Origin of the sequence: Rhodanobacter caeni (genome assembly GCF_039523575.1) — a bacterium.
Lineage (GTDB): Bacteria > Pseudomonadota > Gammaproteobacteria > Xanthomonadales > Rhodanobacteraceae > Rhodanobacter > Rhodanobacter caeni.
Map to the genome: position 1 here is coordinate 67,351 of NZ_BAAAFO010000006.1, position 24,344 is coordinate 91,694.

The following is a 24,344-nucleotide window of genomic DNA, read 5'->3' on the forward strand; positions in this document are numbered from 1 at the left end:
GCACGCAAGCGGAGTCCGCCGGGCTTTCTGTCAGAAACAAAGGGGGCGATGCCTGCGCATCGCCCCCTTTGTGGCCCACGGTTTTCAGGAGCCCGTTGATGCGCCGGGAGGCCGGGGAGGGCTGTTGCAGTTCCCCGGCGCATCACGTCCTTCGCTCAGAAGTGAGCCCGGACTCCCAGCATCACGCGACGCTCGAACTGCGTCGTGTTGGCCACCTGGTCGGGCCACACCAGGTAGTAGCGCTCGTGCTCGTTGGTGAGGTTGGAGCCCTGCGCGTACACCTCCACGTTCGGCGTCACCTTGTAGCTGACCGAGGCGTCGACGTAGAACGTGGGCTCCTGGTACATCTCCATGCCCTGGATGCCGCCGAAGTTCTGCGACACCGCGCGCTTGGAGCGGTAGTTGCCCGCCACACGCGCCTCGAACCTGTCGTCCTGGTACCAGACGACCAGGTTGGCCTGCTTCTTGGAGTTGTCCTGGAACGGGATTTCGTTGCCGGCCAGGTCGGTGCCCGTGTTGCTGGGCGAGAAGGTGAAGTTGGCGCCGACGCCGAAGTTCGCCCAGATGCCGGGCAGGAACTTGAAGTCCTGCTTCAGGCCGAACTCGAAACCGTGCAGCCAGTTGCCGCCGCCCTGCACCGGCCCGTTGATCGACACGCAGTGGTTGCGCACCTGGCCATCCTGGTCGGGCAAGGCGCAGTTCTGCACGCTGCCGTTGTTGATGAAGCTGTCCACGTCGATGTAGAACGCGGCCACGCTGACCATGGTCGACGGGCTCATGTAGTACTCGAGCGAGGCGTCGTAGTTGGACGAGCGCCACGGATCGAGGTTGGGGTTGCCCGAGGAGTTGCCGCCCAGCACGCGGAACAGCGTGGAACCCGGCGTCGACGTGTCGATGCCGTAGTTCAGGGTCAGGCCGCCGCCCCACTGGTCGAGGTTCAGCGGCATCATGTTTTTCGAGTAGGCCAGGCGCAGCTTGAGCTCTGGCGTGAAGTCGAACGCCAGGTTCAGTGCCGGCAGGTAGTCGGTATACGTGCGCGAGCTGTGGATGGTGCCGTTGTCCGCGGCCAGCAGGCCGTACGGCGCGGCGTCGCCCACCGCGTGCTGGGTGACATCCAGCGTGGTGCGCACCATCCGCAGGCCCAGGTTGCCGCTGATCGGCACGGCGCCGTCGCTGTCGAAACCGGCCTGCAGGTAGGCGGTGCGCTCCTTCAGCCGCACGGCCCAGGTGCCGCCCGGATCGACGTTGCGCTGCTCACCGGGATACAGCGCTTCCTGGAACGCGAGCGGGTTGTCCATTGCCTTGGGGTCGAGGTTGTAGATGCTCACGCCGCTGACCCCGGCCAGGCTGTTGTCGTGGCGCATGTTGTTGCCGATGATGCCCGGCAGCTGGCTGGGGTTCTGCGCGGAGATGACGCCGGCACGATAGAAGCCTTGCGCGTTGCCCGCGGTACAGGCGCCGTCGATGCCGCCGCCGTTGAGCACCACGTCGGCGGCCTTCCAGCGCACCAGGCAACCATTCGGATCACTGGCACCGTTGCCGGCATAGACCGGCGCGACCATGTTGAAGTTGATGTTGGATGCCGAGCGGATGCTGCTGCGCACGCCGAAGTCCAGCTTGAACCCCGAGTCGTCGAAGCGGTAATGGCCATCGGCGCGCAGGATGTTCATGCTGCTTTCGCGCTCATGGTTGCCTTCGCTGGACACCGTCTTCAACGCGTAGTTGTTCGGATCGGACAGGAAGGTCTGCAATGCCTGCGGCAGCGTGATGGCGAGATGGTCGCCGCGCATGTCCACGGTGACCGGCACCACGTTGGGCGCGAAACCGTTCGGGTTGAACACGCGGTTGCCGCCCGGATAGATGAACGTGCCCGGCGGCGCCGCATCGACCGGATCGTTGGGCCACGCCGTGCCATCGGCATCAGCGAACTGCACATAGCTCTGCATCAGCGATTCATGTGCGCTGGCGGTGATGCCGCGCACGCTGCCGGTGAAGTTGCCGCCGTTGTCGTAATCCAGCTGCAGGTTGAAGTTGCGCGAGATGGTGTTGGTGACGTCGTTCTCGGCATAGGTCTCCAGGTCGCCCAGCCACTTCTGGTACACCTGCGTGGTGTACAGCCGCTGGTTCCAGCCTTCATCGCCGTTGTACGCGCCCTGGATCGTCTTGCCGGTGTCGCGCGATACCACGGGCACGAACGTGCCGCCCATCCAGCTGGCCGAGTTGAGCTGGTAGCCGGTCTGACGGTTGAACTGCTTCTGGCGGGTGAAGAACGCATCGCTGGTGAGGGTGAACCCGGCGCCCAGGTCGGCTTGTGCCGAGGCATTGATGCCCAGCCGCTTGCGCTCCAGTTCGCGGTCGATGGCGGTGAAATTCTGGCTGCCGTAGAACGCGTCGCCGGCGTTGCCGTTGCCGTTGACATCGACATTGCCGCCACCGAGCTGATGGATGGCCGAGGGAATCGGCGCGGTGTTGAAGCCGCCCAGAAAACCGCTGCCGTCGGTGGCGCTGGCCGCGTTCTCGCCGTAGAACTTGCCGCCGTACTGGTCCATGCCGTCGGTGGAGTTTTCCAGCGTGTCATCGGAATAGGCGGCTGAAACCAGCACGCCCCACTTGCCCTCGTCGTTGAAGCCGATCAGGCCGTTGGCCTCCGGGTTCCACTTGTCCACCTTGGACCCGTGCGAACCGTCGGCGGCGCCCGCGAACGTCCAGCCCGATTCCAGATCCCACGGGCGGCGCGTGCGCAGGTTGATGGTGCCGGTGATGCCGCTGCTAAGCAGGCTGGCGGTGGGCGACTTGATCACGTCGGCACCGGAAAACAGCTGCGAGGGAATGTCGGTGAAGTTGGGCTGCACCGACACGATCGAGCCAGCGGTCATGAACGACTCGCCGTTCAGCGTGGTGCCCACCTGCGGCAGGCCACGCACGTTGACCGAGCTGCCTTCGCCACCGGAGCGGTTGATCTGCACGCCGGTGATCCGCTGCAGCGAATCGGCGATCGTCACGTCGGGCAGCTTGCCGATGTCCACGGCGGAGATGCTGTCCTGGATCGACGGCGCGATGCGCTTGAGTTCAACCGACCGGGCCTCCGACGCACGGATGCCGGTGACGGTGACCGCCTGCAGCCGCGTCGCGTCGCGCTGGTTCGCGTCGCTCTTGCCGGTGGTGGTGTCCTGCGCGCCCTGCTCCTGCCCAGCCGCGGGCGTGGCCTGCGCGGCGTCCGCGGCAGGGTTGGCGGGTGCCGCCCATGCCACAGCGGAGCAACCGATCGCCAGACTGGTTGCCACCGCCACCACCAGCGGCTTCATCTGAAAACTACCGTAATTGAAACGACTCATTTCCCTCTCCTCCGCAGTTTGATTCGCACTGTTGGATGCCCTTGTTCTTCTGGTAACGCTACCTTCACGAGCCATCAGTCTCCTCGCCGGTGCGGCGTGGAGACCGATCGCCCCCGCCTCGTTGCCGCCCGGCCGGCGGCCACGCTCTATCGCTTCACTGTCTGCTGGTTGGCGGCGCCGGTGGCACCGTGTCGGAGGTGCCCAAAGGCACGGACTGCGCGCGCACGTTCCATCCGCGCATCTTCAGGTTCGCCGCGCCATCCAGCGCGGTGGCGGTATCGCCGGTAATGGTGACCTCGCGCGTTTCGCCGGGCGCGAGGTTGAGGTAGTTGCCGCTGTAGTAGGCCGGCAACACGCGCTGCCCCTGCGCATCGACCACCGTCAGCCTGGTGCCGAGCGCGACGTGCGTGGAGTCGTTGCGGACGGACACGCGCATGCCACCGGCTTCGCGCCGCGCCTGCACATCCAGGCCCACCTGGGGCAGGTCGCCCAGCTTGCGCAGGTCGGCCGGCTCATGCGCCACCCAGTAGAAATTGCGCGATACCAGCTTGCCGCCGGCGTCATGCAGTTGCAGTTGCACGAACACCAGGCCGTGCTGGTTCGACAAGCGACCAATGTCGGCCGTCGTCATCGTCACCGGCGTCACCGCGATGGCCCGCGCATCCAGGGTGGCGTTGCCGGTGGCCAGTTCGCGATGGCCGGCGCCATCGGGCGCGAAGACGTGCGCGGACACGGTCAGGCCATGCAGCGGCGCGGCGGTGTTGTTGACCACCACGATGCGGTGGTCGGGCAGGTTCATCTGCACGTGCACCGGCTCGGAGGCTTCCTTGACGCCGTAGTAGGACGCCTGGGTGTCGTAGTCGCTGCTGTAGATCTGCCAGGTGGTGCTGGGCCACGCCGGGTGGCTCATCCACAGCAGGCGGCCACTGTTCTGTGTCCACAGCCCCGCGTTCATGCCCTCGAAGATCGCGCGGTAGCTGACGTAGTTCATCATCTGCGCCTTGCGCTCGAAGTCCGCCAGGCTGGTGGCCTCGCCAAACCCGGTGCGCATGGCGTCCATGAAGCTGCCCACGTCGCCGTTACCGGACTGGTGCCAGTCGTGGTACGCCCAGCTGTCGCTGATCGGCCACTGGTCGGCCTTGGGCATCATCGCCTCGAACGCCTCCAGCGTGGGGAACGACGGCGTGCCCACCTCCACCGCGAAACCCTTGGCGAGCGTGGTGAAGTACGCCGCCGGCGGCTGGTAGCTGTACGGGCCGCTGTTCCACAGGTTGATGCGGTTGGAGCTGGGCATGTACAGCCGGGTGCCGTCGAGATCCGCGATCAAGGTGTCCAGCCGCTGGTTCAACAATGGCTGCGGCACGCCCTCGTTGCGGCCGAACCACAGCGCGATGCTGGGGTGGTTGCGATAGCGCTTGATGGTGTCGGCGGCGTTGCGCAGGAACAGCGCATCGTCCTGCGGCTCCAGATTGTAATCCTGGGTGGATTGCCAGAAATCGTTGAACACCAGCAGGCCGTACTTGTCGGCCAGCTCGTAGAACACCGGCTCGGTACTCTGCCCCACCCAGTTGCGCACCACGTTGACGTGCGCGTCGCGCTGCAGCTTGAAATACGGCTCCAGCCGCTCGCGCGAGACGCGCTTGAGGAAATCGTCGGTGCCCCAGCTGCCGCCCTTCACCGCGATGCGCACGCCGTTGACGCGGAGAATCAGATAGGGCGCCAGCCGCTTGTCGGTCAGCTCGGTCACCGCCGGCGAGTGTTCCGCCGCCGGCAACAGGGAGTAGGCCCACGCGTCCGGCGTCTCGCGGATACCCTTGTGGCTGACGTCGACCAGGCGTTCGCCGGGCGCACTCGTCATGTCCGGCGTCACCAGCACGCGACGCAAGCTGCCTTGCTGATCGAACAGCGAAAGCTCGTAGCTGATCTGGCGAATGCCGAACTGGAACTGCGACTGATCGGAGGTCTTTCCGTCCGTCGCGAAACTGACCTTCATGTCGTACAGGTACGGCTCGCCGTAGCCGTTCGGCCACCACAGGTGCGGGTGCTGCACCCGCAGCGCCGGGAAGTCGGACGGGCGCAATTTCACCGTGGTGCCACCGGGCGGCACGGTCACCGCCTTGTCGACGGCGACGTCGCCGAAGGCGATGTGCAGCTGGCCCTGGACGGGCGCGCTGCCGGCATTTTCCAGCGGCACGTCGACGTCGATGTCCGCCTGGTGATGATCGGCATCCGGCAGCCGGGTGACCACGTGGGTGTCGCCGATGCGCACCGGGCCGGCCGCGCTCAGCACCACCTTCTGCCACAGGCCGGTGTCGCGATCGCGGATCGCGGGGATCCAGTCCCAGCCTTCGTTGGCGATGAAGGTGGGACCGTCCAGCGCCTCCATGCCGCCGTTGGGGCCGGGACCGGCAGTGATGGATTGCTCATGCGGCACGCCGGGATTCGGCGGCGGCGAAACGCGCACCGCGATCGCGTTGTCCTTGCCGGGCCTCAGCAAGCCGGTGACATCGAATTGCCCGCGAATGAAGGCGCCCTCGACCTGCCCCGCACGCTGCCCGTTGATCCACACCTCGGCGCTGTAGTTGATGCCGTCGAAGGTCAGCCGCAACGGCTGGCCGGCAAGCTCCGCCGGCAGCGCGAATGTGGTGCGATACCACCAGTCGTGCTGGTGCAGCGACTCGGGGATGGCCATGTTGTTCAGGCCATACGCCGGGTCAGGATAGACACCGCGATCGATCAGGGTGGTCAGCACGGTGCCCGGCACCGTGGCCGCCATCCATGGCTTGCCGGCGGTGTAATCCGGCGATGAAAGGGCGGCGCCTCCTGCACTGTCGAGGTCGGGCGCGGAGGCAAGCTGCCAGCGCCCCAGCTCCCAGCGATCGACGCCGTCGGGCTTCAATGCCACGCGATCGCCAGGCGGCTTTGCGTAAGGGGCGGAAAACGGCGCGCGACTCTTCGGCAGGCTTGCCGGCGGTTGCGGTTCGACCTGGCCGGCCATCTGCTTCGTCTGCACCGGCCAGTGCGGCGACGCGTCGGCAAACCGGGTCAGCGACGGATCGGGCGGCCGCTTCGCCATCGCCGCCAACTGCCGGCTGTCGAGGGCGCCATCCTGCACGGTGAAGCCGGCGACCTTGCCGCCGAAGTGTTCGTCACCGGGCCACGGTGCCACGGGCGCGATGGCCATCTTCGCGGCAACCGCGACCTGCGGCGCCGAAGCGGACGCTACCCGTTCGCCATCCAGGTACAGCGAAAAACCGCGACCATCGGAAACGGCCGCGACGAAATGCCAATGCCCCGCGCTCACGGCGGCCCGCGACGAGGTCGTCGCCGAGCCGCCCCACCAAAAGCCCAACCGGCCGTGATCGAGCAGGAAATAGCGCGCCGCCCCCGCGGGATCGCCAAAGCCGGCCAGCAACTGCCTGGCTTGCGATGCCCGGCCTGGATACACCCAGGCGTACGCGCTCCAGTCGCCCTTGGCGTCGAGCACGGGGGCGCCGTCGGGGATCGGTGCCTGCAGCCCGGGGCCGCCCTGCAGCACATCGGCATTCCAGGGCCCGTGCACGGTGGCGCCGACCGCCGGCACGACCACCCACAGGGCCACCGCCACGACGACGGCGCAGGCGATGCGAAGCGCGCTCCCGGTCTCTCTGTCCAGCATTCGAGATCCTCCCCGGATCATCGGCGTGTTGACGAGCATGGCCATCTGGCTGCCGCTTTTTCTCGCCCCGGGCATCGCGAAAGCGCCGCGACCGCCACCAACCACAGGATCGGGAGCCTGCACCGCGGGAGCTAGGTAACGTTACCCGCCCGATATGGTGAAGTCAACTCGCCCCCAAGGGCGGTCGATAGCGATCGGAATCAGCCGATGACGCCGCTGTGTGAAGACGCCGACGCGCATGGGCGCGCGCAGCAAGACCGACAGACGGGCGGCTCCGCGCCACCGCGCGCCACACGGGGTGCTTGCATCAGCCGGGCAGCCAAAACCTCAGGCGCGGTGGTGCAGCGTGCCGGGGCATCACCGGCCAGCGCCGCAAAAGCGAAATGTCATGCTGGCGGTACGGATCAGCGCTACCGCCGGTTGCCCGGCTTCGTCAACGTGCCAAGCGACAGCTCAAAGCGCGCCAGGTTGCGTGGCGTAGAACTGCTGCAGGAATGCCTGCCGCGGCGCGCCGTGATCCACGACGGTGCGCGGGTGTGCGTCGATGGTCTGGCGCAACAGCCCGCCGTCGGATTCGGCCGCCGCCGGCCACGTCGGCAGGCCATCGCCGTTCGGGTTGCCGTGCTTGATGAACTGCGCGAAATAGCCCTGCAGCATGCGCGATGTTTCGCGATCGGCCGCCGTCCACGCGTAGACCGGATTGCCATCGAGGTTGCCCAGCGCGTATTCGATCTCGGCGCTGTGCACCGCGCCGGCATCGGCGCTTTCGCCCGCCGCGGGCTGGCGCTTGGCCGGTCGCGGCTGGTCGTAGTAATAGAAATAGACCGGTGCGTTGCCGGTGTGCCGATGCAGGTCCATCCAGCGCCAGGTGCTGTGCGCGATGAACATGTCGCCGGCCAGCGCGGTGCCCGAGCGCTTCACTGCCTCCTCGTCATCGCCCGGATACAGGGCCAGCGCACGCTGCGCCTGCGCGCCGAACAGGCGCTCGAGCGCGGCACGGTAGTTGGCGGGCGTGGGGGCTTTGCCATCCAGCAGGCCGACGTAGGAACCCTCCTGCGAATTGCTTCCAAGCAGCAACGGCACGGCCGCCTGTGCGCCGCGCGCGAAGGTGGCCGCCGGCGGCTCGGTGAGGAAATAGCCGTCTATATCGGGAGCGAACCGTGGCGTGGATTTGTCCGCCGTGGCCTGCAGCAGGGCGTCGGCGGGCATGGCGCGCAACGCCGCCAGCGAATCGGCGCCGACCTGCGCCATGAACTTCTCGCCGCGCTGCTGCGCCACCGCCAGCGACAGCGGCGCCAGCGGCGCGATCAGCGCGCCACTCTCGCCGATGGCGCCGGCGATCACGCCGCGCGACAGCGGCGAGGCCATCAACGCGCTCACCGACATCGAGCCGGCCGATTCGCCGCCAATGGTGATCTTCTTCGGGTCGCCACCGAAGCGGGCGATGTTCTGCCGCACCCAGTGCAGCGCGGCGTTCTGATCCAGCAAGCCGTAGTTGCCGGCCGCGTGCTGCGGCGATTCGGCCGCCAGCGCCGGCAGCGCCAGGAAGCCGAAGACGCCCAGCCGGTAATTCACCGTCACCGTGACAATGCCGCGCGCGGCCATGCCGGCGCCGTCATAGCGCGGCTCCGAGGCATCGCCCGCCATGTAGCCGCCGCCGTAGAAATACACCAGCACCGGCAGCTTCTGCCCGGTGGCCTGCGCCGGTGTCCACACGTTGAGATAGAGGCAATCCTCGCTGACGCCGTTGCTGCGAAACACCATGTCGCTGTAGATCGGCAATTGCATGCAGCGCGGGCCGAACTGTTGCGTCTTGCGCACGCCCGACCACGCCACCACCGGTTGCGGTGGTTTCCAGCGCAACGCGCCCACCGGCGGCGCCGCGTAGGGAACGCCGAGGAACGCATGCAACGCCACGCCATCGGCGCTGGCGCGCGTGCCACTGATGGCGCCGCCCGCCAGCGTCACCGTGGGCGCGGCGGCATGCGCATCCACGCCCAGCAACACCATCAATGCCACGGCCACGCCACGGCGCAAGGCCGTGGCCATCCATCGGGACGAAACGATCATCGGCAGGCTCCTCGGGAAACGTTTGCGCAGGGTAGACCATTCCACCGCTCCCGCGCCCGCCGCGCGGCACCACGGCGACGGCGGCGGCACGCCATGCTCCGATCGCGCACGAAAAAGGCGGCCCGCAGACCGCCCGTCCGGAGGATGATGCTTGGGTCAGTCGTTCTTGTGGCTCTGCTGTCCCGCCTTGACGTGCTGCTCGTGCGAGCCGCCGCTGCTCTGCCGGCCGGCCTGTACGTGCTGCTCGTGCGAGGCGTGGTCACCGCCGCCCGCACGACCGCCCTTGGCCGCGATCTCGCGCTGCTTGTCGTCGTCCATCGAGGCAAAACCGCGTTTGCTGTTGTCGTTGCTCATGGGGATTCCCCAGTGGTTGGGGAGGTGCGCCCGCCCTGGTGAGCGGACGCCTGCCACCTTATCGAAGCGGCCATGAAAAACGCCTTCAGTGCGGATCAAGCGCGGCTTCGCACAAGTGAACGAGCTCATCGACAAACGAGCGGACTGGACCGCGGCGCACGGTTTGGAAAAGCGCGCCGCAGTTAGGAAAGGTCTGATCAACCAGCTTTTGCTCGTCATTCCTGCGAAAGCAGGAATCCAGTGCCGTTACACTCAATAACTTGGAGGCGCTGGATCCCAGCTTTCGCTGGGATGACGAGCAAAATCAGAGCTTCCTTAGAGCTGATCGGCGACGCGCGAGGAGAGCCAGTCGAACACCCGCCGTCGCCACGGCCGCTGGCGCCACTGCGCCAGCGTGAGCTCGCGCGAGCGGGCAATGTCCGAGTCGATCACCTCGGTCATGTGGGCGGCGAACGCATGGTCGTAGATGGCGATATTGGATTCGTCGTTGAGCCGGAACGAGCGATTGTCGAAGTTGGCCGAGCCGCCGATGGTGAGATAGCCATCGATTACCATCAGCTTGTTGTGGAACAGCGCGGGCTGGTAGCGATACATCCGCGCGCCCGCCTGCAGCATCGCGCCCCAACTCGCCTGCGAGGCGTTGCGCACCATGGCGCTGTCCACGTACGGGCCCGGCACCACCAGCCGCACCCGCACGCCGCGGCGCATGGCGTCGCGCAGCGCGGTGAGGGTGAGCTCGTCGGGCACGAAGTACGCCGCCTCCAGGTCGATGCGCCGGCGCGCGCCGTTGATCGCCATGAGGTACATCAGCTGCATGTTCTCGCTGCCGCCATCGGGCGAGCTGGCGAACGCCTGCACCGACAGGTCGCCGCCGCGCGGCACCTCGGGGTAGTAGTCCGGCCCCAGCAGCGCCTCGCCGGTGGTGGCCAGCCAGTTCTGGCTGAAGATGGCCTGCATCTGCGCCGCGGCGGGGCCCTCCACGCGAAACTGCATGTCGCGCCAGTGATCGGGTTGCAGGCCGTTGCCTTCCCACGCGTCGGCGATGCCCACGCCACCGTTGAAGGCCACCTTGCCATCGACCACCAGCAGCTTGCGATGGGTGCGGTTGTTGATGCGATCGAGCGAGTACCAGTGCAGCGGATGGAAATACTCGAAGCGCACGCCGCCGGCGCGCAGGGCGTCCACCACCTCCTGTTTCATGCGGGTGGAGCCCAGCCAGTCGGCCAGTACGTGCACGCGCACGCCGGCGCGCGCGCGCTCGGTCAGCGCGGCCACGAACTTCTTCGACACCTCGCCCGACCAGTAGATATAGGTTTCCAGGTTGACGCTGTGCCGCGCGCCGTGGATGGCGGCCAGCATGGCGGGGAAGATCTCCTCGCCGTTCTGGTAGTCCGCCACCGCGTTGCCGGCGCTGACGCCGGTGCCCAGCAAGGTGCCCATCTCGCGACGGAACTGCGCGCTCTCCACCGCACTGACATGCTGCAGACGGTGCTCCAGCTGCTTTTCGTGCGGCCAGACGTTGAGCAGGACGATGCCGGCCAGGCCCGCCGCCAGCGCGCCGGTCAGCAGCCAGAGAATACGTCGTCGCCACCGCACCGTTACCGCCATCGCGTCCGTCCCCGCAACCGTTCACCGCCGCCGGAAGGCGGGCTCTCCCTGGCCTCGTCGTTGGCGCGTCAGCAGGACCCCACCAGTTCGTGCGCGAACGATTGTGCCGCTTGCAGGGCGGCATCCTCGCTGTCGAAATGCTCCGCGGGCACGATGCGCAGCGAGCCGTCGGGCAGGCGCACCGTGGCGCTGTACAGCCCGTCATCCTGCTTGTTCAGGATAGCGACGAATGCCTTGCCGCTGTCCTCGAAGGCGCGCTCCTGGTGGGCCTGGCTCATGATGGAAACCTCGTATGCGGCGGGAAAGACGCATCAATGCCACAAGCCCGTGGCAGACAACGTGAAGATGACCGCGCTTGCCGCGACGTGCATTCACGCCGCGGGCGCCGATCGACCACTGCCCGTTAACCGCGTGCGCGATACCTTGCCGCATCCCCCGTCAACGGAGCCGTGCCATGTCCAAGGGCGACAAATCCTCGTACACCGACAAGCAGAAACGCCAGGCGGCGCACATCGAGAAAAGCGAGAAGAAGGAGGGCAAGTCGGAGAAGACGGCCGAACGCATCGCCTGGGCCACCGTGAACAAGCAGGACGGTAGCGGCAAGAAATCCTGAGCGACGCGCCCACGGGCGGCGTCCTAACGGGCGTGCCGCAACGCGTAGTCGATGGCGGCGCACACTGCCGCCACCTGCGCGGCATTGCATTGTTCGGGCGTGGCCCGCGGGCTATCGGGGTAGACCTCGGTGGTGGTCTTGTACGGCGCGTCGGTGATGCCGGCGCACAAGCCCAGCGCCTTCAGCGCATAGGCGATCACGCCCGGCCCCACCACGGGCGAACCGATGATCTCGCCGCGCGCATCCGCCGGCGCGATGTGGGTGACCTTGGCCACGGCGTCGATGATGGCCTGCTGGAAAGCCGGTTGCGGCTGCGTGCTGTCGTCCACCAGATAGAAACCATCGGGGATTTCCCCCGGCACGTGCGCCACGCCATCGCGGGCGGCCAGCGCCGGGCGGAATTCGGTCTCATCGGTGTCCGTGGTTTCGTGCAGGTCCACATGCACCAGTACGCGGTCGCGGAACGGCGCCACCAGGCGCATCAGCGCCGCCGATTCCTGCGCCGGACTGTTCTCGCGGAACGAGCGGTTGGGATCGAGCGCCAGCATGTTCCACCGATGAATCCGCTCGTAGCCCCACGGGCTGACGCACGGCACCACGACCAGGTTGGCCCTGCCCGCGTAATCCGCCGCGTGCCGGTCGAGAAACTGCAGCGCGCCATGCACGCCGCTGGTCTCGTAGCCGTGCACGCCGCCGGTCACCAGCACGCAGGGCAGCTCGTCGCGCCAGTCACGGCTGCGGACCGCCAGCAGCGGATAGCTGTCCGGCGGGTAATCCAGTTGCCCATAGGGGACCGCGTCGAAACGCGGCCGCAACGCATCGATGGCATCGAGCACGTCGGCCCGGTAGCTGCGCCGCACGCGCTGCAGCGACTGCCAGGCCGCTACCTCCGCCTCGCCCCACGGACGTCCGGGCGTGCCGATCGGATAAGGTGACTGGCTCATTCGCTCGCTCCCGCCGTGGAAAGCTGCGCACTGTAGCACCGGGGTCGGCAACGCAAGGTCGACATCACGGCATGGCGCCGGTTGTGCGCCATGCCGGATCGGCTAGATTGTCGACGGGGATCGCCGCACGGCGCGGGTGATGGAACGGGCATGAACGAACAACTGCTATTCAACGCGGTGGACCTGGCGGGCACGTTCGCCTTCGCGATCAGCGGCGCCACCGCGGCACGGCGTTGCCAGCTCGACCTGTTCGGCATCCTCGCCGTGGCCTTCATCACCGCCTGCGGCGGCGGCATCGCGCGCGACGTGCTGATCGGCGCGATTCCGCCGGCGGGCCTGTCCGACTGGCGCTACCTGCTGACGGCGGTGATCGCCGCGCTGTTCACCATCGCCGCCTACCCGTGGGTGGAGCGGCTGACCTATCCGGTGCGCCTGTTCGACGCGATGGGGCTGGGCCTGTTTGCCGTGTACGGCGCGCACAAAGCGCTGCTGTTCGGACACAACGCGGAGGTGGCGATCCTGCTGGGCATGGTCACCGCGATCGGCGGCGGCATGGCACGCGACGTGCTGCTGGCGCGCGTGTCGATCGTGCTGCAGCAGGAGATCTACGCGCTGGCGGCGCTGGCCGGCGCCGCCCTGGCGGTCATCGGCGAGCGCCTGGATTGGCCCCCCATGTGGGCGACCTGGCTGCCGATCCTGTTCTGTTTTTCGCTGCGCTTTCTGTCCCTGCACCGGCACTGGAACCTGCCCCGGTTCGGCCGCGACCCGGACGCCTGAGGGCAACTCAAAGCTTGTCGGGCCCCTGGCGCAGCCAGCGGTCGATCATCGGCTTCTCGTAACGCAGCAGGTCGTTGTCGCTGAGGCCGGCGTGATCCATGAAGGACATGTCGCGCAAGGTGCGGCTACCTTGGCGCAAGACCTGGCCATCGGCGCCATACAGCGTGAAGTCCAGGTCGATCCGCGGCGGATAGCGGTTCTTGATGATGCGGATGCTGCTCAGGTTGGGTCCGTGCCAGGGCTCGTACTCGCCGGCCAGGTCCACGTCCGTCACCTTGATGTCCAGCCGCTGGCCCGGCTTCAGGATGCGCGACGCGCGCTGGGCGATGTAATCCTTGAGCGGGGCCAGGTAACCGTTGGCATCGATCGGATGCGCGAATGCGCTGCGCTTCGTCTCGGTGAACAGTTTCGGATCGGTGTAATGCACGGTGACATTGGTGGGCGGCGGCGGTGGCGCCGAGCGCACGCTGGTGCAGGCAAGCGCCAGCACGACCATGCAGGCGAGCAGCGGCGTGGAGGACAATTTCATCGCAAGTCTCCCGAATCGGATCAGGACAGCGGCGGCGCCCGGCGGGGAAAGCCCTGCCGGGCGACCGGTTCCGGGGCAGTATACGTCTGTGGATCGAGGCGTTCGGTGAACCGCAGCCATCGCCGAAACGACCGAAAACGATGACAGGGCGATGGCGCCCGCAGGCATGAAAACCTTGCCGTGGCCTGCACGCGTGCCATGCCACACTCGCCGGCGATCCGGTTGCGCCGACCCTCACGTCGACCCCATCGGCCACTCCGCCGGGGACACCGGCACCACGACCCGAGAGGATCCCACCATGCAAAAGTCGCCATGCACCGCGCTGCCACTGGCCGTGGCCGCCCTGCTCGTTTTCTCTACCGCCGCCACCGCCAAGGACGTCGCCCTGAGCGGCGACTTCGCCGGTGAACACGGTGCCGCCGGCCAGCCCTCGGGGCATGTGGCCGCCACCCTCGACACCACCACGCACCAGCTCAAATACACCATCGACTACAAGGGCCTCAGCGGCCCCGTCACCATCGCGCACTTCCACGGGCCGGCCAAACCGGGCGTGGAAGCCGGCGTGATGAAACTCATCCCCGGCCCCTACAAGACCGGCATGAGCAACACGGTGACCATCGACGCCGAAACCCAGTCGGCCATGCTCGATGGCGCGACCTATGTGAACCTGCACACCAAGGCGCACCCGAAGGGCGAGGCGCGCGCGCAGATGACGGTGGACGGATCAGCGGGGATGTAGCGCGAAGCGCCCCACAGGCCGGAAGCCTCCGGTACGCGGCAAGGGGGCGAGTCGTGTGCGGCCCGCCCCCGATTCAGCGGCCGCCGCGCGACTGATGAACCAGGATGCGGAAATAGATCAGGTACAGCGCTGTCGCGCCCAGCGGCAGCGCATACCAGGCATACGATGTCGCGCCGGCCCCTTGCCAGTGCAGGAACAGCACGATTGCCGCGCTCAACGCGCATGTGCCGGGCAGCACCATCGCCGACACGTCCAGCACCCGCACCTGGGCGCGGCGAAAGTGGCCGCCGTTGACCAGGCCGCCGCCGGAGAACGCCACCAGCATGAACAGGAAGACGGCCAGCATCAGCTGCCCGAACGTGCCCAGCAAGGTCCAGCCGATCGACATTCCCGTTCCTCCCGAGTTGCTGCCGACACGCGAAGGCGCGCTCCTCGTGTGCTGCGTGCGCCCGCCGCCGTCAATCAGGCCGGAGCGGCGCTTTCGGCCCGGTTGCGGCCGTGCTGCTTGGCCGCGTGGAGCGCCGCATCGGCGCGCTGGAACAGGCTCTGCGCCATATCGGCGGGCGTGACGCTGGCCACGCCGCAACTGATGGTGATGGACAGATCGTCGATCAGCGGCGTGCGACCCACGTGGGCACACAGCGCGCGGGCCTTGCGCAGGGCGTCGTCGAGCCCGGCCTCGGGAAGCACGATCACGAACTCCCCGCCGCCCCAGCGGCCCAGCGTGTCGCCGTCGCGCAGCGTCTGGCGCGCACGCAACGCCAGTGCCTTCAGCGCCAGGTCGCCCGCCTGCTGGCCGAGCCGGTCGTTCACGTCCTTGAAGCGATCGATGTCGATCAGGATCAGCGCGAAGCCGCGGCCATGGCGCTCGAACCGCAGCAGTTCGTAGTCCACCACCTGCGAGATCCGGTGCCGGTTGGGCAAGCCGGTCAGTTCGTCGGTGTGCGACAACGCCGCCAGCTCATCCATCGTCAGCTGCAGCCGCTGGTGGTGACCGGAGAAGAAATACAGCGCCGTCACCAGCACGGCGGAAACCACGTGCAACTGGATGGTGAGGCTGGCAAACCGTTCCGCGGGCGATTGCAACAGGTACGGCAGGCTGATCGCGAAGAACAGCGCCATGAGGCCCAGCGAGAGGGCCAGGCTGGATTTGTGCCCGGCCACGGTGAACGCGAACACGTAGATCACCGGTATCCACAAGTACAGCCGCTCCAGCTCGATGCGACCGCCCTGGACGGGAAAGTACAGCCGCAGCACCATGCACGCGGCGCAGATGCCGGCGGCAAACAGCAGGCAAGCCAGGTCCACCACGCGTTCGGGCAGCCATCGGCCGTAAACGAGCGCAAACATCAGCGGGTGGAAGACGATGTTTGCCGCAAATACCGCATGCAGCGCCGGCGAGGAGACGCCGCGCGATTCCGTCACCACGCACGCCAGCACCAGGCCGACCCAGCACAACGCGAATATCGCCAGCAAGGCCGCGCGCTTGCGCTCGCGCCCGGCGTAGGGCGCCGGTTGGCGATCGGCGTGCGATGACATGGCGACGTCCGGCGTCAGCGGCATCGGGGCAGCTCCGTAGGCGTGGCGCGGGGCACCGGCCGGCGGCAATCGCGGGATGCAGGAGGTCGCTGCATGGCTTCGGTCATCGGTAGGCCCCTGTGGCGATTCGACGGCCGCCGCGCCCATCGACGGCGGCGGCCGGCAAGCGGAGCATGCCTCGACCGCGGCAAAAAAACACGGGACAGCGCAAGGCGGTCAGGGGGAACGCGGGTCCAGCGCGGTGGGCGTGGTGTTCACCAGCGGCACGAAATTGTCGTCCGGCGTCACCTCGCGCTTGCGGCGGGTGAAGCGGTACAGCGCGTAGGCGGCCAGCGCGCCGTCGAGTACCGCAAACCACACGAACAGCAGCTCCGGCCGCAGCAGGTACATCAGCGCACCGGCCAGCAGCGGACCCACCGCCGAGCCGACGCCGTTGACCAGCAGCACGGTGCTGGAGGCGGACAGCAATTCCTCGCGGTGCAGGTAGTCCACCAGGTGTGCCACGGCAATCGGATACAAGGTGAAACTCATGCCGCCGAAGACGAAGATCACCACCATCGCCACCACCCCGCCGGCCGCCGGCAGCAGCAGGTTGACCAGCGCCGCCAGCGCCGCGACGACGCTGATCAGCGAAAGCGCCAGGCGCCGGTCGATGCGGTCGGAGAAGCGCCCCAACGGCCACTGCAGCAGGACGCCGCCGCCGATCGCGGCGCTCATGTAGGTGCCGATGCCGGCGGCGTCCAGGCCGCGGGCGACGGCATACAACGGCAGCAGTCCCCAGAACGCACCGAGCACCAGGCCGGAGATGAACGCGCTGACCAGCGCCGTCGGCGCCAGCCGGAACAGGCGCCTGACCTGCACCTTGGGCACCGAATGCACCTGCGGCTGCGGCTGGGTCGTCATCACCACCGGCAGGCTGGCCGCGCAGAACAGGATCGCGACGACGCAGAACAGCACGAAGCCCTCGCCGCGAATGCGCAGAAGTTGCTGCGCGGTGGCGCTGGCGGCGAGGTTCACCATCATGTAGATCGCGAACACCGAACTGCGATGGGACGCCTCGGCCACGGCGTTGAGCCAGCTCTCGATGATCGCGTACAGGCCGACCAGCAACAGCCCCTGCAGTACGCGCATCACCAGCCACACGCCGTACACCGGATCGAGCGCCTGCACCAGCACCACCACCGCCACCAGCGACGTGCAGAACGCGAACGTGCGGATGTGGCCGATGCGATGCGTCAGCCGCGGAATCGTGTAGGTGCCAAGCAGGAAGCCGGCGTAATAAGCCGACGTCAGCGCGCCGATCATGGCTACGGAAAACCCCAGCGTCCGCCCCTCCAGCGCGATGTGCGTGTGCAGCAGGCCCACCCCCATCAACAGGAAGACGGTGCTCAGCAGCAGCGGGGTCGCGGTGCGGATACTGGACAGCATAGGCGGGCAGGCGATGGGCAATGCGTGCGGCGCCGCCCATGACAGGCCTTCGACGACAACGCGAGGGAAAGGGAAAAAGGCGGCCACCTGCTCCGCCCCGCCCCACCTTACAGGAGCGGCGACAAGCGCGTGGCGGGCGGCAGCGTGCGGGCCTTGTTCGACCAAGCTTAGGGTTGGCGGCAGCAACCGGGACTGAACTTTCGCGGGCAAGGATGGCTTGCCCGCGATTGCAAAACCTCGCCTAGTTCCCCGCCGTGCTGCTGCTCAACGTGGCAGCGCGGTTCAAGGCGCGCTCGGCCTGCCGCTGCTCGCCCAGTTGCTGGTAGGCACGGGCCAGCCCCAGGTAGAACCTCGGCTCCTTGTCATACAGCCGGATGGCCCGGCGATAGTGCTGCACGGCAGCGGCGTAGTCGCCCTTCCTTTCATTGCCCTCGGCCTGCACGAACTCGAAGTAGGGGTCCTTCTCCTGCACCTTCTCCAGCCGGCCCTCGTAGAAGGCGCGTTTCGCCTGGTCGCCGCTGTCGCGGTAGAGCGTGACGAGGTTGAAGAGCGCGCTGCCGTTTTCCGGGCTCAGCGCCAGCGCCTTGAGGTAATCGCGCTCGGCGGCCGCGCGGTCGCCCTTGCGCAGGTTCAACACGCCCGCATTGACCCAGGCGCTGGCGTAGCGCGGCGCCAGCTGCAAGGCCATCGCCATGTATTCGTCGGCCACCGCGGGCGAGGCGCTGACGATCAACTCGGCGGCGCGGTTGTTGTAGTACAGCGCCAGCAGGTGCTCGTCGGAAATCCGCTCGGGCGGGCTGCGCGCAACCAGCAGATCCCGCGCCACATCGATCGTGTAGTGCGACTGGCCGATCAGGATGCCCGCGTTCACGTGGTTGAAGCCGTAGACCACGTCCTGCTCCGCACGCCACGAAACCACGTCGAGCAGCTCCTGCCCGTAGGCCTGCAGACCGGCCTCGCGCGCCAGCGCCACGGTCAGCAGGGTGAAGGTGAGGCAGTTCGCCTTGCGCGTGCGGAACGCCTCCGCGACGGTGTACGTGGGGTCGACCGTGTACTCCATGCCCAGGCCGGTCTTCTTGAACAGGAAACCCGCCAGCCGCTCCAGCCGGGCGCGCTGCGAGCCTCCCGGGTCGATCACCTGCGCCTGGAACTGCGTGCGCAGCTCCGGTGGGAGCACCATGATCTGCTCCGGGCGCGGCATCGGGGGCAGCACCGGCATCGCCGGCGGGGGCGCGGCAACGGACGATGCAACAGCCGATGCGAACAACGCTGCGTACGTCAGAATGACCATGTTGAAACCTCCACGCCTGGGGAGGGGCGGGAATGGTTGCTGCGGTCAGTCTAACCTTTTCGGGGGCATTGGAAAGTGCTGCCACGAATCCGCCTCCGAACCTGGATATCCGAGGCGCCCTGGCCTGTCGGCCCGACGCCACCTCGCGTGGCCGGACAAGAAAAGGGGCGGGCGACTTCCCCGTGAAGTGCGCACCGCCCCGGTCTGGGTTGCTGCCTGCGGCCTGACGCCGATCAGCTCGCGCTGGCCTGAGTGCCGGCGGCATTGCCGGCAAAATCCACCACCAGCGTGACCCGGCGGTTGGACGCGCCGGCATCGCGCGACTGGCCGCGGTCCACCTGGCGGTTGCTGTCCTCGCCATAGCTCACGGCGCGCAACTGGTCGGCCGACAGGCCCGAGTTGACCAGATAGTCGCGTACCGCTTCCGCGCGACGCTGGCCGAGGCGGCGGTTGTAGCCCTTCGAACCGGCCGGATCGGCAAAGCCCTCGACGGTGATGGTGGCGCCGGGATAATGGCTGCTGATGACCTTGGCGAAATCGTCCAGCAAGGGCTTGTCCTGATCGCGCACGGTGGCGTCGTTGAACGCAAAATGCGCCGCCGTGTCGACGCGCACCCGCCCGCCCATCTCGGCGATCTGGGCATCGTACCTGGCGAAGCGCTGCTGCATTTCCTGGGTCAGCGCATCGAGCTGTTGCTGTTGCTTCTGATCATTGGCCCGCAACTCGGCGATCGCCGAATCGAAGTCCGCCTGCTTCACGTAGTGGGTGCAGCCACCCAGCGCCACCGCTGCCAGAAGCAGCGGAACGGACATCTTTCGCATCGTCGAGTTGATCATGGCTTCTCCTCGGGTAGGGAGCCGGCGACGTCGGCAACGACGCGGCCATCGGCTCGGGCGTCGTCCAACCTAGCACCGCCATACCGTGAAAATATTTACATCGCCTGACTCGCGACTCGCCCGGCGAGGCCGCCGAAAACGGTTGCGCCGCGGGTGGACGGAGTCAGGCGGGCATGAAGCTGGCGTCCTCGGCGTGCATCTCGACGCGGTTGCGGCCGCGATGCTTGGCGCGATACAGCGCCGCATCGGCCTTGGCCATCAGCGTCGGCAACGCGTAGCCGCCATCCTCGGTCGAGGCCAGCCCGAAGCTGGCCGATATCGTGCCCTCGAGGATCTTCTCGTCGAACGGCGTGCCGGCGATGGCCGCGCGTATCCGCTCGACGATATCCATCGCATCGCCCGGTGCACATTCCGGCAGCACCAGCCCGAACTCCTCGCCGCCCAGCCGTCCGAACACGTCGATGGAGCGCAGGTGGGCCTGGCACAGGGCCACGATGCGCAGCAGCACCGCATCGCCCACCGCGTGCCCGTAGGTGTCGTTGATCCGCTTGAAGTGGTCCAGGTCGATGACCACGACGCAGACATGGCGCGCGGATTTTTCCGCGTAGCGCAGCGCCTGCTCGGCCTCCCACACGAAGTGCTGGTGGTTGAGGATGCCGGTAAGGCTGTCGCGGCGGGCCAGTTTCTTGAACCGCAGCTGCGAGCGCTTGAGCCGGATCAGCCAGAACCCGATCGAGGTGAGCACCACCAAGAGCAGGGCCACATACAGCCGACTGGTCTCCACCGCCTTGCGGTCCAGCGCCTGCTGCAGCTCCAGCAGGCTGTTCTGCTTGCCCAGCTCGGCCACCTGCAGCTTGTGGATCGCCAGTTGCTGATGGACCGTGTGGTAGGCCAGCGCGATCGCCTGGGCATTGTCGACCGAGCGGAATTCCACCTCCTTGTAGTGCCGGTAATAATCCAGCGCGGTGCGGTAATCGCCGGCCCTGTTGGCCACTTCGTAAAGCACCCGATAGACGTTTTCCGACAGCCCGTCGAAATCGCCCTTCGCATCCATGGCCAGTGCCGCCAACGCCCAGCGCCTGGCCGCGGCCGCGTCGCCGGCCACCCAGTACGCGTAACCGAGCGTGCTGCGAAGCACGAACACATGGGCGCGGTAGTTCTGCGCCATGACGCCCGGCGCAATGCGCTTGAGCAGGGCCAGCGCCGCGGCGGTGTCGCCCACGTCCGCCTGCCGCCGGGCAAGATCCAGTTGCACCGTGTTGGCATAGATCGGCTCGCCGGCCGCCACGCAGGTGTCGATCGTCTTGCGATAGACCGGATCGGTGGGCGGCAGGTCGCCCTTCGCGTTGAGGGCGCCGAACAGGTAGACATAGGGCCGGCACAGCGACTCGCCCGGCGGCGTGAATTGCTCCATCTGCCGGGCGTACGCAGCGGCCGGCTCGGGCTGCTCGGCCGACGCCATCAGCTGGGACAGTTGCGACAACACCACGTAGGTCGCATGGCGGTCGCGCAGCCGCGGCAGCACCGCGGACAACTGCTCGGCCAGCGCAAACGCCTCGTCGTAGCGGTGCTGGATCGCCAGCATGTTGAGCAGCATGCCGTTGGCCAGGCTCTGCTGGTCCAGCCCGGCGTGGGCAACGACCTCGCGCAGCAGCGGCTCGGCCTTCGCGTACTGTCCCTCGAACAAGGCCTCCCAGGCATCGAGCAGGCGCAGCTGCCATTGCTGGTCGGGCGACAGCGTCGACTGGCGTCGGTGCAGCTGACCCAGCATTTCCAGGAAGCGCGGGTGATCCTTCGCGCGTATCGCCTGCGCCTGCGCCAGCAGGGTCCCCACATCCGCGGGAGCATCGGCCAGCGCCGTGGTGGCGTGCAAAAAAGACAGGCCGGCCACCAGGCCGAACGCGGCCAGGCATCGCCGCCACGGCGGGAATGGCGTGCTACGCGCCATGCGGCGCCTGGCCCCTGGCGGTATGCGCGCGCCTCATCGGCGGGCAGCCCATCGAACACGCCGGCGTGGCGACGGCGATCCGAAGTCTGCTTGCGCCGATCCGATTCGGTGACCTCATGTGGCTCCCCCGCCCCGATGCCTCGGCGCACCGCAGCTTGTACCGCCCATCTTACCCAGCCCACGCCGCAAAGCGCAGCCGTGCCTGCTGCCGCAGCTGACCTTGCGTGGCCTTTCGGAGAGCGGGCGAAAACTAGCCCTGGCACCGTGTTTTGTTTCATGCTCAGCCGTTCGGGCGGCCGATCCGGGTCGCCACACGCTTACGCCACACCCACCCACCTACCCGAGGGGAATTCCATGCGTCATCTCATGACCGTCGGCCTGTGCGCGCTGGCCACCGCCTTCGCCGCCACGGCGCCAGCGCACGCCGCCGAGCGCGCGATCCGGCTCACCGTCGATGCCGGCAAGCCCGGCGCCACCATCGACCGCCACCTTTTCGGCCAGTTCGCCGAACAGCTCGGCCATGGCATCTACGGCGGCATCTGGGTGGGCAAGGATTCCGCCATCCCCAATACGCGCGGCATCCGCAACGACGTCGTGGCCGCGCTGAAGGCGATCAAGGTGCCGAACGTGCGCTGGCCCGGCGGCTGCTATGCCGACAGCTACCACTGGCGCGACGGCATCGGCCCCAACCGCACCACGCGCGTCAATACGGCCTGGGGCAACGTGGTGGACTCCAACGCGTTCGGCACCGACGAGTTCATGGACTTCGCCCAGCAGGTCGGCGCCGAGGCCTATATCTCGCTCAATGTCGGCTCCGGCACCGTGGCCGAGGCGCAGGACTGGATGGAGTACATGACCGCCGACCAGCCGACCACGCTGGCCAAGCTGCGCGCGGCCAACGGCCACCCCGCGCCCTACCGCGTCGCCATGATGGGCATCGGCAACGAAAGCTGGGACTGCGGCGGCCTGATGACGCCGGACGAATACACCGCCGAGCTGCGCCGCTACGCCCGCTTCGTGGGCAGCTACAACGCAAAGGAGCCGTCGCTGAAGATCGCCGTGGGCCCCGGCACCGACGACACCGCCTGGACCGAGGCGGTGATGAAGACCTGGAAGGAACGCCACGGCTGGTCGTTCGACATCCAGGGTTTGTCGCTGCACTCCTACACGCTCTACGGCGGCTTCCAGGACAAGATGCCGTCCACCAACTTCGACGAAGCGGCGTACGCGCACGTGCTCAAGGAGACCCTGAAGATGGGCCCGCTGATCGACAAGCAGTCGGCGGTGATGGACAAGTACGACCCGGAGAAGAAGATCGCGCTGGTGGTCGACGAATGGGGCGCCTGGCTGGCACCCACGCCGGGCACCAACCCCGCCTTCCTGATGCAGCAGAACAGCCAGCGCGACGCGATCCTGGCCGCCCTCAACATCAACATCTTCGCCCGCCATGCCGACCGCGTGCGCATGGCCAACATCGCGCAGATGGTCAACGTGCTGCAGGCGATGATCCTCACCGATGGCCCGAAGATGGTGCTGACGCCCACCTACGAGGTATTCAAGATGTACGTGCCGTTCCAGGACGCCACCTTCATCCCCGTCAACTACGACGCCGGCACCTACGTGCACGGCGACACCACCCTGCCGCGCCTCGACGCCATCGCCGCCAGGGGCAAGGACAGCAAGATCTGGCTGTCGCTGACCAACCTCGATCCGAACCGGCCGCTGGAAGTGGACGCCGCCGCGCTGGGCTTCAAGGCCAGCTCGGCCGAGGGCCAGACCCTGAGCGCGCCGAAAGTCGACAGCGTCAACACCTTCGACCATCCGCGCACGGTGGCGCCCCGAGCCATCAGCGGCCAACTGAAGAACGGCGCCATCGTGCTGAGCCTGCCGCCCGCCTCCGTGACGGTGGTCACACTGCAACCTTGAGGCCTCGCCTCGATGTCCAATGCGGCGGCATGGCCTGGCAAGCCCGCCGCCGCAACCGTGTGGCCGAATGACGCATGCCCGTCAATCTGCGGTGCAGTACGCAGTTGCCTCCGTCACCGACGCGTAGCCTTTGAATCGGCCCTGGCGGCAGATTTCACGGTCTTTCGCTTTGACCGCGATTGCTGATCGCCAGTGCCGAATCGACTGAAGACAAAGCCACCACCTTCGGGTGGACAGGGGGCTGCGTCCAAGCACCGGAAAACGCGAAACGCGCTTGCCGGCGGTCCATCGGATGTAAGGCGAGAATCAAATGAATATCCACAAGCAATTGCGCCCGTCCACGACGGGCGATGGGCGAGTGCGCATGGCCGGCAGAAACGTGGCCGCCTGCGCCGCCTTCGCGCTGCTGCTGGGCATGACCCCAGCGCAGGCCGCCACGGTGGTGACCAACACCGTGGTCAGTCAGGCCAAGCAGGGCCAGAGCCTGGTACCGGTGAGCTTCGGCCAGGTGTTCAAGGCCGGCGACGTGCCGGCCGGCAAGACGGTCACCGCCAGCGTGGACGGCCAGCCAGTCGCACTGCAGGTGGATGCCAAGGCCACCTATCCGGACGGAAGCCTGCGCCATGCCGTGATCACGGCGATGGTGTCCTCGCTGCCGGGCAGCGCCACGTTGCCGCTGGCGCTGTCGGCCAGCGCCGGCCCGGCGCCCGCCGCCGGTGACGTCACCTTGTCGCAACTGCTGGCGACGA

At 67.5% G+C, this 24,344-nt stretch carries 18 protein-coding genes and 1 pseudogene; 5 read left to right on the forward strand and 14 right to left on the reverse strand.

Translation table 11 applies throughout. The annotated features are described in order from the left end of the window. Positions 1–155 precede the first annotated feature (155 nt). From ABD017_RS16495 to ABD017_RS16520, 6 genes are all read right to left on the reverse strand, one after another. Positions 156–3,335 (reverse strand): TonB-dependent receptor, encoded by a 3,180-nt coding sequence (locus tag ABD017_RS16495; RefSeq protein WP_343883909.1) that lies wholly within the window; start codon positions 3,333–3,335, stop codon positions 156–158. A 154-nt stretch (positions 3,336–3,489) separates the two neighbouring features. Next, positions 3,490–6,993 carry a glycosyl hydrolase 2 galactose-binding domain-containing protein gene (locus tag ABD017_RS16500; RefSeq protein WP_343883910.1) on the reverse strand — a complete coding sequence of 1,168 codons (3,504 nt, stop codon included), beginning with the start codon at positions 6,991–6,993 and terminating at the stop codon, positions 3,490–3,492. A 453-nt stretch (positions 6,994–7,446) separates the two neighbouring features. Then, entirely contained in the window at positions 7,447–9,063 is a 1,617-nt protein-coding gene (locus ABD017_RS16505; RefSeq protein ID WP_343883912.1) for a carboxylesterase/lipase family protein, read from the reverse strand. 156 nt (positions 9,064–9,219) lie between these two features. Beyond that, positions 9,220–9,417: a KGG domain-containing protein gene (locus tag ABD017_RS16510; protein WP_343883913.1), complete on the reverse strand. Its 198-nt coding sequence runs from the start codon at positions 9,415–9,417 to the stop codon at positions 9,220–9,222. A gap of 315 nt (positions 9,418–9,732) precedes the next feature. Further along, positions 9,733–11,013, reverse strand: a complete 1,281-nt coding sequence (locus ABD017_RS16515; protein ID WP_343883914.1) for a phospholipase D-like domain-containing protein — start codon at positions 11,011–11,013, stop codon at positions 9,733–9,735. Positions 11,014–11,093: 80 nt separating this feature from the next. Further along, entirely contained in the window at positions 11,094–11,303 is a 210-nt protein-coding gene (locus ABD017_RS16520) for a ubiquitin family protein (protein WP_343883915.1), read from the reverse strand. A 176-nt stretch (positions 11,304–11,479) separates the two neighbouring features. Here ABD017_RS16520 and ABD017_RS16525 point away from each other — a divergent pair. Then, positions 11,480–11,635: pseudogene (locus ABD017_RS16525) on the forward strand (HupB); the annotation flags it as partial. A gap of 26 nt (positions 11,636–11,661) precedes the next feature. Here the strand turns inward: ABD017_RS16525 and ABD017_RS16530 are convergent. Then, complete coding sequence (locus ABD017_RS16530; RefSeq protein WP_343883916.1) at positions 11,662–12,582, reverse strand: M14 family metallopeptidase; 921 nt, start codon at positions 12,580–12,582, stop codon at positions 11,662–11,664. 150 nt (positions 12,583–12,732) lie between these two features. On the opposite strand from ABD017_RS16530, the gene ABD017_RS16535 reads away from it, so the two are divergent. Further along, the gene (locus ABD017_RS16535; protein ID WP_343883917.1) at positions 12,733–13,359 is read left to right on the forward strand and encodes a trimeric intracellular cation channel family protein; all 627 of its coding nucleotides are present in this window, start codon (positions 12,733–12,735) and stop codon (positions 13,357–13,359) included. A 7-nt stretch (positions 13,360–13,366) separates the two neighbouring features. On the opposite strand, the gene ABD017_RS16540 is transcribed toward ABD017_RS16535, so the two are convergent. Next, positions 13,367–13,888: a DUF3016 domain-containing protein gene (locus ABD017_RS16540; RefSeq protein ID WP_343883918.1), complete on the reverse strand. Its 522-nt coding sequence runs from the start codon at positions 13,886–13,888 to the stop codon at positions 13,367–13,369. 298 nt (positions 13,889–14,186) lie between these two features. Here ABD017_RS16540 and ABD017_RS16545 point away from each other — a divergent pair, with 298 nt between their 5' ends. Then, the gene (locus tag ABD017_RS16545) at positions 14,187–14,627 is read left to right on the forward strand and encodes a CHRD domain-containing protein (protein WP_343883919.1); all 441 of its coding nucleotides are present in this window, start codon (positions 14,187–14,189) and stop codon (positions 14,625–14,627) included. A 73-nt stretch (positions 14,628–14,700) separates the two neighbouring features. Here ABD017_RS16545 and ABD017_RS16550 read toward each other — a convergent pair whose 3' ends face one another. The 6 genes from ABD017_RS16550 to ABD017_RS16575 form a co-directional block, all read right to left on the reverse strand. Beyond that, positions 14,701–15,015, reverse strand: a complete 315-nt coding sequence (locus tag ABD017_RS16550) for a hypothetical protein (RefSeq protein ID WP_343883920.1) — start codon at positions 15,013–15,015, stop codon at positions 14,701–14,703. Positions 15,016–15,089: 74 nt separating this feature from the next. Next, positions 15,090–16,190, reverse strand: a complete 1,101-nt coding sequence (locus tag ABD017_RS16555; protein ID WP_343883921.1) for a GGDEF domain-containing protein — start codon at positions 16,188–16,190, stop codon at positions 15,090–15,092. Between the two features lie 192 nt (positions 16,191–16,382). Continuing rightward, a complete protein-coding gene (locus tag ABD017_RS16560) occupies positions 16,383–17,594 on the reverse strand; it encodes an MFS transporter (RefSeq protein ID WP_343883922.1) in 1,212 nt (403 codons plus the stop codon). Positions 17,595–17,835: 241 nt separating this feature from the next. Then, positions 17,836–18,774 carry a tetratricopeptide repeat protein gene (locus tag ABD017_RS16565; protein WP_343883923.1) on the reverse strand — a complete coding sequence of 313 codons (939 nt, stop codon included), beginning with the start codon at positions 18,772–18,774 and terminating at the stop codon, positions 17,836–17,838. 344 nt (positions 18,775–19,118) lie between these two features. Further along, positions 19,119–19,721 (reverse strand): OmpA family protein, encoded by a 603-nt coding sequence (locus ABD017_RS16570; protein WP_343883924.1) that lies wholly within the window; start codon positions 19,719–19,721, stop codon positions 19,119–19,121. 163 nt (positions 19,722–19,884) lie between these two features. Then, a complete protein-coding gene (locus ABD017_RS16575) occupies positions 19,885–21,669 on the reverse strand; it encodes a diguanylate cyclase (protein ID WP_343883925.1) in 1,785 nt (594 codons plus the stop codon). 354 nt (positions 21,670–22,023) lie between these two features. Between ABD017_RS16575 and ABD017_RS16580 the strand changes: the two genes are divergently transcribed. Together ABD017_RS16580 and ABD017_RS16585 are read left to right on the forward strand one after the other, a co-directional pair. Next, positions 22,024–23,595 carry an alpha-N-arabinofuranosidase gene (locus ABD017_RS16580; RefSeq protein ID WP_343883926.1) on the forward strand — a complete coding sequence of 524 codons (1,572 nt, stop codon included), beginning with the start codon at positions 22,024–22,026 and terminating at the stop codon, positions 23,593–23,595. A 310-nt stretch (positions 23,596–23,905) separates the two neighbouring features. After that, positions 23,906–24,344 (forward strand): RIFT barrel domain-containing protein (locus ABD017_RS16585; protein ID WP_483430736.1); only part of this gene is annotated, 439 nt, incomplete at its 3' end.